This window comes from Paenibacillus sp. FSL K6-1096, assembly GCF_037977055.1.
Taxonomy (GTDB): Bacteria; Bacillota; Bacilli; order Paenibacillales; family Paenibacillaceae; genus Paenibacillus_AQ.
Map to the genome: position 1 here is coordinate 1,754,823 of NZ_CP150274.1, position 16,917 is coordinate 1,771,739.

At 39.4% G+C, this 16,917-nt stretch carries 10 protein-coding genes; 3 read left to right on the plus strand and 7 right to left on the minus strand.

Translation table 11 applies throughout. The annotated features are described in order from the left end of the window. Positions 1-3: 3 nt before the first annotated feature. Together MHI24_RS07685 and MHI24_RS07690 are read left to right on the plus strand one after the other, a co-directional pair. Entirely contained in the window at positions 4-1,641 is a 1,638-nt protein-coding gene (locus MHI24_RS07685) for an ABC transporter ATP-binding protein (protein WP_340025054.1), read from the plus strand. Further along, positions 1,634-3,235: an ABC transporter ATP-binding protein gene (locus MHI24_RS07690; protein ID WP_340025055.1), complete on the plus strand. Its 1,602-nt coding sequence runs from the start codon at positions 1,634-1,636 to the stop codon at positions 3,233-3,235. Before MHI24_RS07685 ends, MHI24_RS07690 begins: the two co-directional genes overlap by 8 nt. 112 nt (positions 3,236-3,347) lie before the next feature. On the opposite strand, the gene MHI24_RS07695 is transcribed toward MHI24_RS07690, so the two are convergent. The 4 genes from MHI24_RS07695 to MHI24_RS07710 all read right to left on the minus strand — a co-directional run bounded on the left by MHI24_RS07695 (position 3,348) and on the right by MHI24_RS07710 (position 10,199). Beyond that, entirely contained in the window at positions 3,348-4,943 is a 1,596-nt protein-coding gene (locus MHI24_RS07695) for a hypothetical protein (protein ID WP_340025056.1), read from the minus strand. 1,014 nt (positions 4,944-5,957) lie between these two features. Then, positions 5,958-6,842, minus strand: a complete 885-nt coding sequence (locus MHI24_RS07700; RefSeq protein WP_340025057.1) for a hypothetical protein — start codon at positions 6,840-6,842, stop codon at positions 5,958-5,960. Position 6,843: 1 nt separating this feature from the next. Then, entirely contained in the window at positions 6,844-8,319 is a 1,476-nt protein-coding gene (locus MHI24_RS07705; RefSeq protein ID WP_340025058.1) for an AAA family ATPase, read from the minus strand. A gap of 1,121 nt (positions 8,320-9,440) precedes the next feature. Then, positions 9,441-10,199, minus strand: a complete 759-nt coding sequence (locus tag MHI24_RS07710; RefSeq protein ID WP_340025060.1) for an HNH endonuclease — start codon at positions 10,197-10,199, stop codon at positions 9,441-9,443. A 188-nt stretch (positions 10,200-10,387) separates the two neighbouring features. Here MHI24_RS07710 and MHI24_RS07715 point away from each other — a divergent pair, with 188 nt between their 5' ends. Then, the gene (locus MHI24_RS07715; protein WP_340025061.1) at positions 10,388-11,116 is read left to right on the plus strand and encodes a SprT family zinc-dependent metalloprotease; all 729 of its coding nucleotides are present in this window, start codon (positions 10,388-10,390) and stop codon (positions 11,114-11,116) included. A 41-nt stretch (positions 11,117-11,157) separates the two neighbouring features. Here MHI24_RS07715 and MHI24_RS07720 read toward each other — a convergent pair whose 3' ends face one another. Genes MHI24_RS07720 through MHI24_RS07730 form a run of 3 tightly spaced genes read right to left on the minus strand, consistent with a single transcriptional unit; the run spans position 11,158 to position 16,827 of the window. Beyond that, positions 11,158-14,091 (minus strand): type I restriction endonuclease subunit R, encoded by a 2,934-nt coding sequence (locus MHI24_RS07720; protein WP_340025062.1) that lies wholly within the window; start codon positions 14,089-14,091, stop codon positions 11,158-11,160. Further along, entirely contained in the window at positions 14,088-15,341 is a 1,254-nt protein-coding gene (locus tag MHI24_RS07725) for a restriction endonuclease subunit S (protein WP_340025063.1), read from the minus strand. Before MHI24_RS07725 ends, MHI24_RS07720 begins: the two co-directional genes overlap by 4 nt. Continuing rightward, entirely contained in the window at positions 15,331-16,827 is a 1,497-nt protein-coding gene (locus MHI24_RS07730; protein ID WP_340025064.1) for a class I SAM-dependent DNA methyltransferase, read from the minus strand. Before MHI24_RS07730 ends, MHI24_RS07725 begins: the two co-directional genes overlap by 11 nt. Positions 16,828-16,917 lie beyond the last annotated feature (90 nt).

Below are 16,917 nucleotides of genomic sequence, written 5' to 3' on the forward strand. Positions count from 1 at the left end.
CTGATGACGTTCAACGTTCCGTTTGCAAAACTGGTTTGCGGTTTGACGTTAAGAAATCTTTTGGCTATTCCGTTTGGTTTGCTGACAGCATTCAAGCTAGCCCATATTTTGGAGGCATCGCTTAGAACCGATTTCAGAGCGTTACAAACCGGGAGTCTGGAGCTCCTTACGATAGTCATCGTGTATTATACAATAGATTACTTTTTTTATTTACTTTTACAACTCACGGTAGAACGAAAAAAAAACCAGTTGAAAATGTCCATGCTTCACCGTTTCTTGTCACTGGATATGCTACAGATTGAACGAATGGGCGAAGGCAAGATGATTGAACATCTCTCGAATGACCTGAACGAACTGGTAGATTATAAAACCACTGTGCTTCCTGGCTTGATTAGCGCCTCCGTCACTGCTGTTATCTATTCGGGTTATTTCCTGTCAGTCAATCCTATATTTGCTCTGATCCTTGCCTTCATATCCATACTGCATGTTATTCCGCCAATCGTAATCAGAAAATATATGTATACCCAGTATATGGACACACGAGATATTGAAGCCGAGCTTACCAATCATCTGATATCCGGTTTCAAGGCTTTTCGGATTCTCCAGATCTACTCCTGCCACCATTGGTTTATGCAGCAGCTCAAGAAAATTCATAATGAGTACAACGGAGTAGGCAGTAAGGCCGAAAAAACATTAGCTTCGGAGGAAGTGCTGACGAAGGGTGTGGAACACGCCGTCAAATTTGGCACATACGGCATTGTCGGATACCTGATCTGGATAGATGTAATTACGCTGACTAATGGCCTAGCCCTCCTCATGCTGAGCCCCGGCTTCTATTCAGCCGTTAGCACGTTATGCTCACATTTTTCTCAAAGAGCCGTTTATACCGCTGTAAATGAACGATTAAGTCTATTTCATAAGATCAACGGTACAGAATCAGAATCATCTAATTCTTTGCGTATTGCTGCAAAAAGGGAGTCTTCTCCCCCATTGTTACTCGAAGTAATGGATGCAAAGGCGGAGATAGACTCAGCTGTAGCTAATCAATCATGGAATTTCCAACTAACAGAGCATGATCATTTGCTGATACAAGGAAAAAATGGATCAGGCAAATCCACACTTTTACGCCTGCTGACCAGACAAGTCCCGCTAGCTGAAGGTCAGATCTATTTCCGGGGGACGGAGCTGGCGTCAATTCCAGAGGATGAGCTTTTCCTTGAGCTCTCCCTGCTTCCCCAAGCGGATTTGAAGCTATCCATAACTCCTATCCAATTATTCAGCCTTTTATATTCAGCCCATCCTGACATCCTCCAGAGAACCCTTCAACTGTGCAGCAGCCTCAATTTAAATGATGAAAGATTGAGCAAGCATACCATCAGTGAATTGTCGGGAGGAGAACGAAAAAAAGTCTATCTTGCCGCTGCTTTAATGAAGCCCTCGGCTTCACTCCTTCTTCTGGATGAACCGGATAACTCCCTGGATCACAATTCCAAAGCGGCACTGATGAAATGTTTGCAGGATGACAAACGTGCTTTAATCATAGTCAGCCATGATGATCTGTTCCAGGCAAGCTCAAATCTGGCCATCCAGATAAATAGAGAACCTACAGAAGGACAAGAAAGGGATCGTACTTATGTCTAAATCACCATTGCTGCAGACCGTATACTTTTTGCGTTGGACGATTGTACTGGGTGTTGTGGAGGGGGCATCCATAGGCGCTCTTTCTGTTTTTATCTACCAAACTATCGGGTCTGTCACCAACGACATCCTCTACGGTTCCCGTTCATTCCCTTCGACATCGCTGATAATGCTAGTTTTGGCTTTGCTTACAAGTATCCTGTTAATCCCTTTACTGCAATATGTTAAAAATATCTTGATGTTCCGCAACGCCCTGCAGCATGACCGGTACATCATCAATCAGTTCATTCATAAATCGATACCAGACATACAAATATTCACTGAAGCTGAGATTCAGTACAGGCTGGAGCAGGACCCTCATGAATACCGGATGGCTATCGTGAGAGTTCTGACGGATCTGCCGGTGGCTCTAATTGTCGGTACTGTTATTTTGACAAAGCTTTTCGAAACCCATATCTGGCTGGCTCTGACTTGCATCTTAGCCGCAGCTACTCCGCTTGCCGCCATTCGTATCACCAAACGGCTCGAAGCTGTGTACAAAATGCAAGTCCGGGATTTTGAGCTGGAACAGCGGAATCTGGAGTTTGACGTCATCAGCGGCGCCGGTTATTTTAAATTGTATGGAATAAAAGATCAATGGATTGCCCTTTTCCGGGAATCTTTCACGAACCACATGAACCACTCGCTAAAAAAGAGTATGCGCATCCTGTATGCTATCCGCAATGTAAGCTTCATCTCATCCTCTTGCGGCAATCTGCTCCTTCTGCTGGTTGGAGCCTGGCTTGCAGCACATCAAGAAATCATGGCTGGAGCCATTATGAGTGCTCTGGGATTATCCGCAAGCCTGACTGATGTGTATCAGAAATTAGCTTCCGCCATCAAAAGCCATGCCCTTTACAAGCAGTTCATGCCAAAAATCAGTGAAATTGCCGCTGGCTCTTCTGAGTCAGAACAAATCGTGCTATCGGACGACCCGCTGACACTTGAATGCCGCGGTTTGCAATTCCGTTATAGTGAATCCGTCGCACTGCTTGACAACATTGATATCACGATTAAGCCTGGAGAAAAGACGGCGATCGTCGGGCCGAACGGTACCGGTAAAACGACGCTGCTTCACCTTCTTTCCGGCATGCTGACGCCAGCAGCCGGCAGCATGCTTTTGAATGGTGAAAGTCTATCTGCAGTTTCTCCCTCTTCTTATTATCGCCAGATTGCGTATATCGAGCAGGAACCCTTTCTGTTTCCGGTCTCACTACTCGACAACATTCAACTGGCAAATCCGGATGCCTCAGCCGATGAGGTGCTTCAAATTATCAAAGAGGCAGGCTTGTTCGAAATCCATGAGCAAGGTACTGAGCCACAAAGCTATTCAGGAGGTGAGAAGCAGCGAATTGCTATCGCACGGGCACTACTGAAAAAGGCTCAGCTGATCTTCATGGATGAGCCAACTAATCATTTGGATGCCCAGGGTAAAGAGTGGCTTAAAGACATCCTTTCTGCTTCCGGTTGTACGATTGTATATGTCTCGCACGATCCGGAGTTTATTATGCTGGCTGACCAGGTGATTCATTTATCGGCCACTGGAGCGGCCATCTGAGCTAAGCCGATAGTAATGGGAGACAAATCAAACACCCCCAAGAGAATGCCTCCTTATCGTAAGATAGGGAGAAAATCTTGGAGGTGTTTTTTGCATGGGTAACCAGAGTAAGTTAATTACTTATTTGCGCCTCATTTGCTAAGCAATCAATTAATTTAGGTATCCATTCTAACTCTTTAGCTTTCATTGATACTAAATTAGAAATAATTATTTTTATTAGCTTTATGTTGTAGGCCAATATATGCTTTAAATATTGCTGTCTTGTAGTATATGCAAGATCCATAAGTGATTTGAATGGCGGAAAGAGCAGCTCAAATGTATCTTCACTGATTAGATCCCTCTTTCGCATGTAATTCAGTCTCATTAGCATTAGCTTTTTATGTTCATATATCAGATTCAATGGTCTTATGCCAATTTGATTCGTGACAATATTTTGTATTAGATAATCGTATACATCTACTCCATAAACCATATCCGGATCATAATTACGGCTGGTTACAAGACTTGAAAATGAATCAGCAGCATGAATATAGTCATTTAATTGTCTCTTCACTGATTCTATGTTAAAGCTGAAGGATCTATATATATGTGGTTTAATTAATAATATATTATGTTCTTTATCATTTATTAGAGCTTTTTCAAACTCTTCAAATGTCACTTTGCTATTTCCAAAAATATTACCTTGAGTATACCCCACAAGATCGAATGTCTTGTTTTCACTGTCATACCCATTAATCATGCTGGAGTGAATGCGGGAATATTCCCGATATGCCTCTCTTTCTGGTATGTAAAATTCATTTAGCTCAATGTCAATGTAGTTCCCTTCATCTATTGCATTAATTATCAGATCTATAATAGAAATATCCAGTTTTCCAATTAACGAATAATTTATTTTTTGAACGTTAAGAAGCGGACAAAAAGAGTAAAAATCATCTTTATGTGGACCCACATTGAAATCAATCGGGATCGAATGCATATTAAAATCTTTGTAACAATATAGTTGAATGAAATCTGAAGCGTACCAGTTCATATATGAGTTTTCTTCTGACGAACAAATCGCTAATCCCATGTAAAGCTTGTTCTTTGACTTAAAAGATACTTCTTTAAAAAATTTCAGATTATTCGGACTGCGGCCATAGTAAAGATTAACACTGTCTTTGACACGTTCAATTTTCAAGCTAATAGGAAAACTGGATTTATCTATATATTCTAATTTTGGTGTTTCACATTGCGAATCTCTCACTTGAAAGCATATCCCATTTACAGAAGGAGTTGCAAAAATAAATACATATTTCGAATCAGAACTGATATCTTCTCTAAACATTAACCCCGCTTTTGACCAAACACCCGAGTTTTTAATATGGTCGATTGAAATTTCTATACTCGAATCCCCTTCAATTGTTGAATAAATATACCTGAAATCATCGTTTTTATTCAACGATGAAATATCCCCATTGCTGCACGATGCACTTGTCCGACTAGAAATAGCTATATTGTTTAACACTTCTATTTCCTCGGAAGAACTGAATTGACTTATTTGTCGCTCAAACCAGACATTCCCTTCCGAAGCAGGATCTAATTTCACATTTGAAAACCACACATTTGCTTCTTCTTCTATTTTATCATCTAAAAGTATTGCTGAAATATTAGCATGGTAGGAATATGTTTTGATCAGATTAGCTAAGTTTATTGGTAAAACTTCCTTCATCCCTTATCACTCCTATGCTTATTTCACTTCGAACATTAATCTCTTAACTACATTGTATTTTGTCCCACATTGATTGTGAACCTTGCAAATCATTGTTTTATACCGTACAAATCATTGCTTTATTAACGACTTACTCATATACTATAATGTTTTGTTTTCAACCTGTTTAAGTTTCTTGTCGAAATCTTCAAACAACTTACAAATCCACTCAATAAAAAAAGAGCACCCCCAAAGGCACTCTCCAACTCCCCACTATCACTCCCCCGACACATACTCAACCAACTCCCACAGCTTAACGGTCGTATAACATGCTGCTCCAAGAGAGTATTCAGTACTTCCATCAGCTTAGGAACGCTCTATCGGAGGAGAAGCAGGATGCTGCTTTCCAGTATGAAGACACGCAACTCTCCCTTCAAGCCATTACTGAACGCTCCATTTACCTGCAAGGCTTTAAGGACGCGCTCTATCTCTTCAATGAACTGCAGAGTTCCTCTCCTGCATAATTCTAGCTTAGTTGCATATTTTCCTGTTTATTGATCTGTATGTATAGAAAAGACGCATTCACCTGAATGCGTCTTTCCCTACTTCCTATTAGTGCCGAGGACGGGGGTCGAACCCGTACGGTACTCACGTACCGCAGGATTTTAAGTCTTGAAGTAGCCCCTTTAGCTCCACATCTACATTAAGGAAAGATCACACATAAATCCTTTAACCATGCGGGTTGAAGGCTATTTTTTGTTCAATACACTTCTACGTTCAGGGATTGTGATATGCAGCAATGTTAGCAAAAATGTTAGCAAATCAAAGGGCAAAAGCTTACATTATTGCCCTTTATGTATGTATGCGAACTCTGTGCTATCATCGATGCACTCTGACGTGATGTAAGGGGCATTGACCTAAAAGGTCACCCAAGTATTACGATATAATGTTTTTTTTAAATTTATATAGGATGCTTTTATTATTAAAACTAAACCCATCAAAGCTTAACAAAATTAATTAGCATTATGAATATTATCAACGATGGAGTTTGTGAGTTTTGCTATCAGCTTGTTTTGCCAGCTCGCAACTAAAATTATATTGACCTAAATGCACAAAATTTCGGTCAAACACTTCAAAACCACCACTTTCAACATCAATCGACAGATAATATACTTTCCCTACTGTTTTTTTATAAACAGTTCTAAGTTTTGTACCTGAAGAATTTTTAGCTGATAGACCAATATCTTTCTCATAGCAATTATAAAAGGCCACAAGAGCACCAATTTCTTGAAAAATAGATATACTCTCATTTATTGACAATCCATTAAATTTTATTTTGTTTAATACGTAATCATTATACTTTGCACAAAACCTTTTTCTGGGAAAAATATCATCTTTATCGAAATTATCCTTTAGAAATGGAAGCATAACGTTTGTTAACTCAATTTTTATAAAGGTTGAAGTTTCTATTTTAAATTCTTTTGTTGCAAAAAATTGTAATGGTCTTGCAATGTTTAAATTATCATGACCAATAAACAACAAAGATTCTTCTCCTTGAATATAATTAAGATAGCTAAGAAATGCCTCTGTTAAATCTCCTTCGGGCAAATTCATTTGAGAAGTGCAGCGAGCTGGTGAAATACCCTCTAGGTCAACATATTCATGTATCATCATTTTTTGAATTACACTAAAAATATTAACTGTGACCAAATTATTAAGTGTAAAATTGTTACTATAATGGGGAATTTCCATCTTAAAACCCTCATAAGGAGCTTTTTTATAATATTCAAATCGTAACTTAGTAAAAAGAAAAAGGGCATCTATTAATTCTTTTAATGCCACATAGTGTAAAAATTCTTCTTCGTTAGAGCTATTTTGAGGTACCTTCAATAAACAGGGAGATAGAATTGCACGTTGCATATTACAATCTCCCTTTTGTAAGGTTACTAAACCCAGCCTGTACTATGTGACTCGTTTCAGCAGCAAACTGACTAAAAAATTCTGGCGGACAATCAGTAATGCCATTTATCTTATCAATTTTAACTTCTTCAACAAGCGATCCTTCAACTGAGTTCTTCACAAAATAGATTGCGATATTATCAATTATATTATTGTCTGGTGATTCAAGAGCCCTTCTTACCAAACGATTTATTATATGATCGCTATGCGTTTCAATAATTACCTTATGGTTTGTCTGTGATAAAGATATAAGAAAATCAGCCATTCTCATTTGCATTCTTGGATGCAAATGTATTTCTGGTTGCTCCAATAAGAATACTTGTTCATATTCAAGAGAAATACCTTGTACTATTATAGGTAATGCTTGACTCACACCAAATCCAACATCAGCGATATTAACGTTTCTTATATTAAGTTGTAATACATCTTGCTGATTTATGATGTCTAATTTCCCCAACTCAAAATAAGACATCCAGGCCTCAACTAACTCTAATAAATCATTTCTTTTTCCAATTGATTTTTCGGGAAAATTTTCTTCATGTTGAGGTGGAAAAAGATCTCCACTTATTTTCTTTTCTTGGTTTTTTGCTAATAGAAATGGTGTATCTGCTCCCGTACTACTAACAGTAACAGCATTTCTATTAATAATATATTGTCTTTCTGGGTTCTCTCTCAGCGGCCCAAGATACTTCATTCCGTTGTATTGATTAGCAACAATTCTGCAAACTGCATATACATTTGTTAAAAAATCATTTAATTTTAAACCTTTTTCTGCATTCTCATAATACAAATTATTTAAACGCATACCGCTAAAGTAACAAGAGCATCCTTCTAAGGTCTTATCTAGATTTTCACCGCTCAAAGTAGGAAAGTTTTTTAAACGAATATCATATTTCCCTTTTTTTCCAACACTATAATCTAGCCGGATTTCATATTTTTTATCTTCTAAAATATCTCCATTCCCTGAATATGGTGTAATACATATCTCATAATTTTCTATAAAATTAGTATCCCACATTGCTGAAACAATTCCTTTTTTAACCTTACACCGCACTTCTATTTCAAATGAGGATACTTGTCGATTAGATAATCCTGAAATTTTCCCTAACTCTCTGCCCGTTGAAACATCTTGCTTTGAATTAGATGTATACCTATTCCCATGAAAACCAATTGTAAATTTATTATTAATACTAAAATTTTCACCTTTAGATTTATGTAACACATCTTTCATAGTACCATTAATGGAGTAAGGCCCATTTAAGGTGAGTTCGTTCGTAGCCGATGAGTTCTCATAACTTTGCTTTAATAAAAGCAGACTTTTTAAGATAGAAGTCTTCCCTGCACTGTTTACTCCACACAAAATAGTCAAAGGTTTTAGATTTAGTGGCGGTAATTCTGAAAAGGCTTTAAATTTACTTAGTGATATTTCTTGTAACATGACATTTTATTTCCTTCCAAATTAGAGTTATTGGCTATTTTTAATTTTCCATTTCTAAATTTGTTCTTTTAAACGACGAATCAAATACCCTCTCTGATTTTCTTAAGTGCATTAAAATCAGTAATAGATAGAACATTTAACACAATGCCATCCAATAACCAAGCACTCTTAAATAAGTTTGTTACCTTTTTTTGCATTATAAAAAGCTCTTAACCCCATTTTCTCGGGCTGTACTGATTATCACTTGAACGTAATTTATCAAGCCAATCCATTATGAATTTTGCTTAATTTGTTCATATACTTCTTGTCGAGCTTGTTCTATTCTATCACAGTATTTTCCCCCATTTCTTAGTATACTTCCTTACAGACCTTTCGCCTCTTTTTCTTTTTTTGAAGATACACGAGTATAAATTAATAAATTCCTTATATTAAACCATCTTCTATTCAAATTCCAAAATAATCCATAAATTATTTATAGTTCAAAAATCCAGGTATAGACTTTTGAACTAAGCTAAATAGATAATTCGCTAATAATCCACCATCCCCCTTCCGAACTTGCGTTCTATTTAAGGGATTATGAAAATGTATCGCAAATCACAAAATTTGAAATCATATTATAAGAAGGATAATCAGAAGACACTTGGGAGGATAAATTTCTGAATTATTAAGGGAAAGCAATGACAGCTACACAGAATGGAGCATGACCGAATTCTCGAACGCAGAGTTTGAACAAAAACGACTCGTCGTGGAGTCTGTATAAACACCACTTCGAGCGTGTCGGAGATTTCGAATCTACAAGAAAAAGAAGTGCCGCTAGCAAAATGTTAGTAAACCACTCAAAAAACAAACAAGGGCTCCAGCTCTAATGAGCTGAAACCCTTGTTGTTGTACTGCCGAGGACGGGGGTCGAACCCGTACGATGGTCACCCATCGCAGGATTTTAAGTCCTGTGCTGTCTTGCCTTTCCACAAACCCTTGCTATGAGTACACTTTTGGCTATCTGTTCGCTGTTAGCTTAACAGGATTCGCTGATACCAAACTCAATAAAATCCTGTGAGCTTAAGTATATTATATCAGCATAATAACAGGAACACAAGTTCTCATTCTCAATTAGAATTGTCTTATAATTTGTTACTATTTATCATCATGATTAGCTGTTCTAACGTTAATGGGTTATCCTTTTTACGGTGAACCATTCTATGACAGTTTGCGCATAGGACTGCAATATCTTCTTTGGGATCTACATAGTGCTCTCCCTTTATACTAGCGAGCGATTCAAGATGATGTATTTCAATAAACCCCTTACCGTACTCACCATAATGTTCCTCGAAGTTAAACCCACACCCCATGCACGTTACACCATGAACCAATATGGCGGCCTTCTTTATATTTGGATCTCGTTCATATTTATTAACAGTAATTCTTTTTCCCGCTCCCTCTTTAAACAAAACTTCTTCATTGTCTATACCAACCTCATATGATTTATCATGTTCAATAAAACGCTCAACAATTTTATTAGGTATATAAATCCACCCTCCACCTGCTGTGGATAATCTTTTCGAAAGCTTATGCCCAAATGAGTCAGCATATTTAGTTAATTTGTCTAAATATAATTCATATTCATCAATAGAAACGGGATCAAAATAGTTCTTCAATAATTTTTGGGTTTGTCCCCCGTTTCCCTCCCCTTTATAATTTTCATGATTTGTATTACTATACCCAATGAATTTACTCGGAGCAAACAGATCCAAAATAGGGTGATAATACCAATGGTAGAACATAGTGAATTTCTTAGTTGCAAAACTTTTTGTATGTAATCCACGATTAAACTCTAGTATATTCCTCTCCATATATTCCCATCTCCATTGTTGAATACGCACCTATCCCTCACTCCTATTCTTCATTCACATAAAATACTATACCAATTAATAGCCATCTTTTTACTGACCCTTACTGTATAACATAGCTCCTTTCGCCTTCAAACGTAGCAGCTTGCCAGCAAACAAAAGTTTGGTCTATACTTTTTATACTGACCACAAAAGTTCAAGAATTCAAAGGAGCGTTACAAATGCAGCATCAAATGACTTACGGAACTACCACCATAGAATATACCCTGATACGTAAGCCAGACAAAAGAGACGTCTCCATTTCAGTAGATATGTACGAAGGAGTTCGTGTCATTGCTCCTGAAGGCATAGAGCAAGCCCAGATTGATCAGATCATGTACAATAAAGCGCCCTGGATATTAAAGAAGCAGTATGGATTCCGTGAGATTGAAGAACAGGTTTCGCATCATGAATTCCTAAGTGGTGAGAAGATTTCTTACCTTGGGAGAGCTTATCGATTGAAAGTTACTAAGCAACCCATAAAGACAGCTAAACTTCAATTTAAAAACGGGAGATTTAACGCAGATCTCCCTATTCATTACAGCCAAGAACAGCAAACGGTGGAACTTAAAAATCTCTGTATTGACTGGTACAAAGCTTACGGTACAGCGAAAATCAAAGAACGCATTAAACAATACAGCAAACTAATGGGTCTAACTCCTACCTCACTGCTCCTTAAAGACCAAGAAAAGCGTTGGGGTAGTTGTACGCAAAAAGGAGAGCTTCTGATCAATTGGCGTATCATGATGGCTCCCCTGCGTATTGTTGATTATGTAGTTGTTCATGAAATGGCTCACTTAAAAATTCCAGATCACTCCGAAGCATTTTGGAGCTTCCTTAGATCAGTAATGCCTGACTACGAGGAACGGAAGGAATGGCTCAGAATTAACGGTCCTTCGTTAACTCTATAGATCCTTACTATTACGTCCCCATTAATGTTCTTTAAGCATCCTTATTTTCGGTAATGAATTCCTGCCAGATCGACGAGCTGAATGGTCAATGACTCCAGCTTGTCTTCTGGACATTTAAATACCCGTAATTGACGCTTGGTTTGTTTCCGCATTTCCCGCTTTACATCATCCTTCTGCGTCCATTCAATAACGGACAGCTCCTGAATCTTTTCTGTGATGACTTCGGTTAAGGCTTTAAGCGCTTCTTTATCCTCCTCTTCAGGAAGCTGCTTTTCCAGCATCAAGAAGAAAGGGTATTGTTCGCGGGTAAGCCCAAGGTGTGCCCCCTGCTTGGCTGCATCCCGCATTTCACCCATAATCTCCTGCATCTTCTCCATCATTTCAAAGATATCCATCTGCTTCAGCTTCCGAGCTTCGATCAGCTCTTCCAGCTTCTTTTTCAGTGAAGTATATAGTACAGGGTTCTCCTCAAGCTTCACCCTAATTTCATGACGGATGGCATGCTCCATCTCAGAAGCTTTGGCTTCACCTTGGAACTGGCTCAAATGCTGTTCGAACTTACTAGACAAGATATCAATGGGATCATGCAAAATTTCCACTTTTGAAGCCCGCAGATGATCAGCAATCAGTTGTCTGACCTTTTCACCCAGGTCACTGATATCCATATCTTCCACCTTATATCGGGACTTGGCAGCTTGTCTTACTTTACCGAGAAAGGTCAGGTCGCTCACATAAGGCTGAGCCATCGGGTTAGGCAAAATCATGTCCATACTCTTAGCAAATAGCTTGAAAGCATGTTCAAATTCACTCCGCACATCTTCAGGTTCCAGAATTTGAATGCAACTCTCCAGATCGTCTTTACGGATATAGTCAAAATATCTCATTGCTGCACGATGACGGCTCTGTAATCTGGGAAGTTCGCTGCCGATTGGCATAAGTGCTCCTTGAATATCATCTATGGAGAAAATATCAAGCGCCTTCTCAAGAAAGCTAGATACGCCAAAGTAATCCACAATAAGGCCATAAGTCTTACCGTCATACGTACGGTTGGTACGGGCAATCGCTTGCAACAAGTTATGCTCCTTAAGTGGCTTATCCAGATACATGACCTGTTCAATTTGTGCGTCAAAACCTGTCAGCAACTTGTCACATACGATCAGGAAGGACAGCTTATCTTCATCCATCGACTTTTTGAAGCGTTCTATCAGCAGCTTTTCTTCATCTTTAGAGATTGCATATTCCTTCTTACGTTCGTCATCGTCGTTGCTGGATGAATAGATGACCGCCGACTCCAGATCGCTGAGTTCATCCATCTTCTGCTTATAGGTCACTGCCGCGTCTCTTGAGATCGCTACGATCTGAGCTTTAAACCCATTTGGTTGAATATGTTCTTCATAATGTTTGATAATATCCAGTACAATCTGCTCAATCCGTTTTGGGCTTGCGATAATGGCTTCTTCGTCAGCGTACTTCTTTTTAATCCGCTCCCTGGTATTTTCGTCATATTCGCGGAATTTACGGTCAAACAACTGATCCAGCGTTTCCCCTTCCACATGCAGATGTGACATACGCGCTTCGTAAAAGATAGGAACTGTCGCTCCATCATCCACCGCCTGCTCAATCGTATACTTGTCGATATAAGACCCAAACGTGCGTGTTGTGCTTTTATCTTCTTTATCGATTGGCGTACCTGTAAAACCTAAGTAACAGGCATTTGGTAGAGCTGTCCGCATGTTCATGGCAAGACCTTTATACTGGGAGCGATGAGATTCATCAATCATAACAATTATGTTTGATGCGGTAGAAAGCACAGGGAATTTGTCCTGGTCTTTGTCCGTTTGAAACTTCTGAACCAGCGTCATAATGGTTGAGCCTGGTCCCTGCTGAAGTAATTTTTTCAGGTCGCGTACGCCTTCAGCCTGCTGAGGATTAGCAAACCCACAACGGCGAAATGTATTCGTTATCTGATTATCCAAATCTTTACGATCCGTAACTATGATAATAGTCGGGTTACTTAATGCTTCGATTCGTCTCAGCTTGACCGCCAGGTATAACATGGTAAGTGACTTCCCACTACCCTGCGTATGCCATACTACGCCACCACGATCTCCTGGATCACTTGCCGTCAGGATGCGGTTTGCTGCCTTGTGTACGGCGCGGAATTGCTGATAGCGAGCCAGCTTTTTGATGACACGGCCGCCTTCAGGTTCAAAAACAATAAAGTTCTGAATGAGATCCAACAGGTTCGCTTTGGATAACATGCCTGCGACAAGAATATCCTGAGGTGTGGGGCTGATACCAACTTCAGCACTGGTTATAGGGTACGGATCTTTCCATTCTCCAAAGTGTTGTACTTGTGCCCCAACCGTTCCTGCTTTAGCACGGTCATTACTTGTAGCGATTAGGATCTGATTATAGTGAAAAAGATGCTCATAACCCTTTTGGTAACGAAGCATTTGCTTAACAGCTTTACCGATCTGTTCATCAATGGAGACCATCGGGCTTTTACATTCAATTACCACAAGCGGCAGTCCGTTGACGAACAGGATCAAGTCAGGACGAATCGGTTTTTCCCCACCAGTGATTGTGAATTGATCAACAACTAGGAATTCATTGTTAGATGAGTTATCAAAGTCGATTAATCTTACAGTCTGTCCTTTCTTCCCCTTGCCAAGATCCTGCTGTATGGAAATGTAGTTCACCAATATACTATGAAACTTCTCGTTGGCTTCCATCAGGCTGGCCGCTTCCACATGGGTAATAGAGCGGACAATTTTGCTCAGGTTGTTATACGAAAGCCAAGGATTCAAGTCTCTGATAGCTTTGGTTAGTCGCTGTGTTAAGACCACTTCACGGCCTGTTTCTCTTTCGGTATCCAGGGAAGGGCCATGCAGATGCTCATAGCCCATATCCTGAAGTTGCTGAATTAGACGGTTCTCGACTAGTTGTTTTTCATTCCAATTGCTTGAACTCATACCAGTACCTCTTCAGGTTGATCGGTGTGGACGCGGACTTTGCCTGTCAATAGACTTCCCATTAGTCCTGATTTTAAATTTTTTAGCATTTTAACTTTATTCATTTCAGTTGATATACGGTTGTCTAAAGACTGAAGGATACCTGCTATTTTTTTTTGCTCGGCCAATGATGGGAGACAAATACTTAAAGAAAGAAATGCCTGTTTTGAAATATTCTTCATACTCCCACTTGTACCTGTAGCAATTCCACCTATTTTTTCTCTCATATTAGACCAAGTTAATATAAAACTTAACCAAAGGGGATATACTCTTTCATGAGCTACTGTTGCTTGCCAAAGACGATCTGGAAGAAATAAATTCGGGTAATCCTTGTCAATATACGAACTCGATCCCACTAATGATGGTGTATTCATTCGACTAATAATAATGTGATCTTTTTTGGGATTAACCGCAGCTCTAGTGTACTCTTCGGGTAATATAGCTTTATGTTCATCAGAATTAAAAACTCTGTCTGAAACAGAGCTTGTTTTCAAAATCCCCAGTTCCGATTTAATTGTTCTTCTGTTCTCAGAATTAACACTTACACCAGCCTTGAGAGTTTCAATAACATCCCCTAAAGAGACATTTTCCCACGTTGTCGGGATCGCCCCTGTCTCCGTCCCCTTAAATTCCGTGTGCCCAATTCCCCTTGTCAGCAGCTGCTGCATTAAGCCTTTCTTTACTGTTTCGGTTTGGTCGATAATCGCTTCTGTCTTTTCAATGGCTTCATCAACGGAAGATAGGATATCAGCAATTTTTTGCTGTTCTTCTAACGATGGTAAATATATCTCATAATTCTCTAAGTCAGATTTTCTCACATGTACCAACCCCGAACCACCATGAGCTTTTTTTTCAATTTCTGAAGTTAAATGTTTAAGCAATTGATATAGGTAGTGCTTAATATTATTGTCCTTAGGAGTCACTTTAAAAATATGTTGATTTAGTAGCCCCTGTTGTCCTTTCCAAATATAAGGGCCAAAAGATGTGCCTCTGTTTCCTGACCAAGAAAATAATAAATCACCATGTGTAATTAAATGCTTGGCCTCATAATCCCCCAGGTAAAAATTAAACTGTATATCTCCATTCAAATTACTAATTCGAATTATCGGTAACCCTTGAGTAGACCACTCTGTTGATTTAAATCCTCTTCCATTAATTAATGTTACTAAGTCTCCCAACTTAGTTTTAGTCCAGTTGTTACTACGCATCATACCCCAACTCCTTCAAAAACCCATACATCTTCGCTTCAATCTCTTCTCGCTCTTGCTCCATCTGCCGAAGTGCCGCAATCGCTTCTTCCACGTCGATTTCTTCTTTCTCCTCAGCTAAATCAATATAACGAGCAATGTTCAGGTTATAGTCGTTTTGCTTAATCTCATCAAGACTAACCACCCGTGCATATTTTTCAATATCCTGCCAAGCATCGTAAGCAGAAACGATCATCTCAATATCCTGATCACGAAGCACATTCTGATTCTTGCCTTCCTGGTAATCCAGCGCCCCATTAATAAACAGTACATTACCCTTCTTGTGCTCTTCCTTATTCCGATTGAGAATCACGATACAAGCAGGAATTCCCGTTCCGTAAAAGAGATTGGATGGCAGGCCGATTACCGTCTCGATTAATCCTTCTTCACCGTGCAATCCTTCAAGCAGACCTCTACGAATCTGGCCTTCGGCTCCACTACGGAACAGAATACCGTGCGGCATAACAACACCAGCTTTACCGTTATGATTAAGCGTAGCCGCCATGTGCTGAACAAACGCCAAATCCCCTTTATCTTTCGGAGGAATACCAAAACGAAAACGTCCATGGGAATCGGCTTCCGCTTCTTCACGTCCCCAGTTACTAAGGGAAAAAGGCGGATTAGCGATAACACGATCATATAGAATAAGTTCGCTGTCTTCCGTTAACTTAGGATCACGGATGGTGTCACCCTTTTCAATACGGTGGTCGCTCATACCATGCAGGAGCAAGTTCATTTTACAAATAGCCCAGGTGTTGAGATTTCGTTCTTGGCCGTGCAGCGTCAGGTTACGAGGATTACCGCCTTTGGATTTGATATAATCCACAGACTGAATAAGCATACCGCCAGAACCTGCGGTTGGGTCACAAATACGCATTCCTTCTTCAGGTTTGATTAGCTTAACGATTAGCTCCACCACTTTACTAGGAGTATAGAATTCTCCCCCCTTCTTACCTGAAGCATCAGCAAATTGTTTGATTAAGTACTCGTAAGCTCGTCCCAACATATCAGGTTCAGTAAGGTTATCATTACGAAGATTAATGCTTCCAAAATGCTGGATTAGTTTTAGGATCAGCTTATCAGGCAGCTTTTCTTTATCATTAAAGTCTATACTAGCAAGAACACCTTGCAGCTTCGGATTCTCTTCTTCAAGACTTTCAAAGGCAATATTAATGGCTTCACCTACATTGCTGGTAATAGAAGTCATATAAGACCAACGTGCACGCTCAGGTACGAAGAACTGGTGCTCATCACGGTCTGTCCAGCCATAGGTTTCGCCTTCTTCACGCTCTATTTTTTCGGCCACTTCCACAAATACATCATTTAGCCGTTTAAGAAATAACATGCCAAAGATATAGTTTTTGTAATCAGATGAATCAATACTTCCGCGTAAAATATTGGCGGACTCCCACAGATGGGATTCAAGTTGCTGCTGTGTAAGGGTACTCATGTTAGCCTCCATGTATTTGATCTTTCTTGTAATGACTTAGGTCTAATTATCTATTAAATAAAAAACAGATATATAAATAATACTATAAAC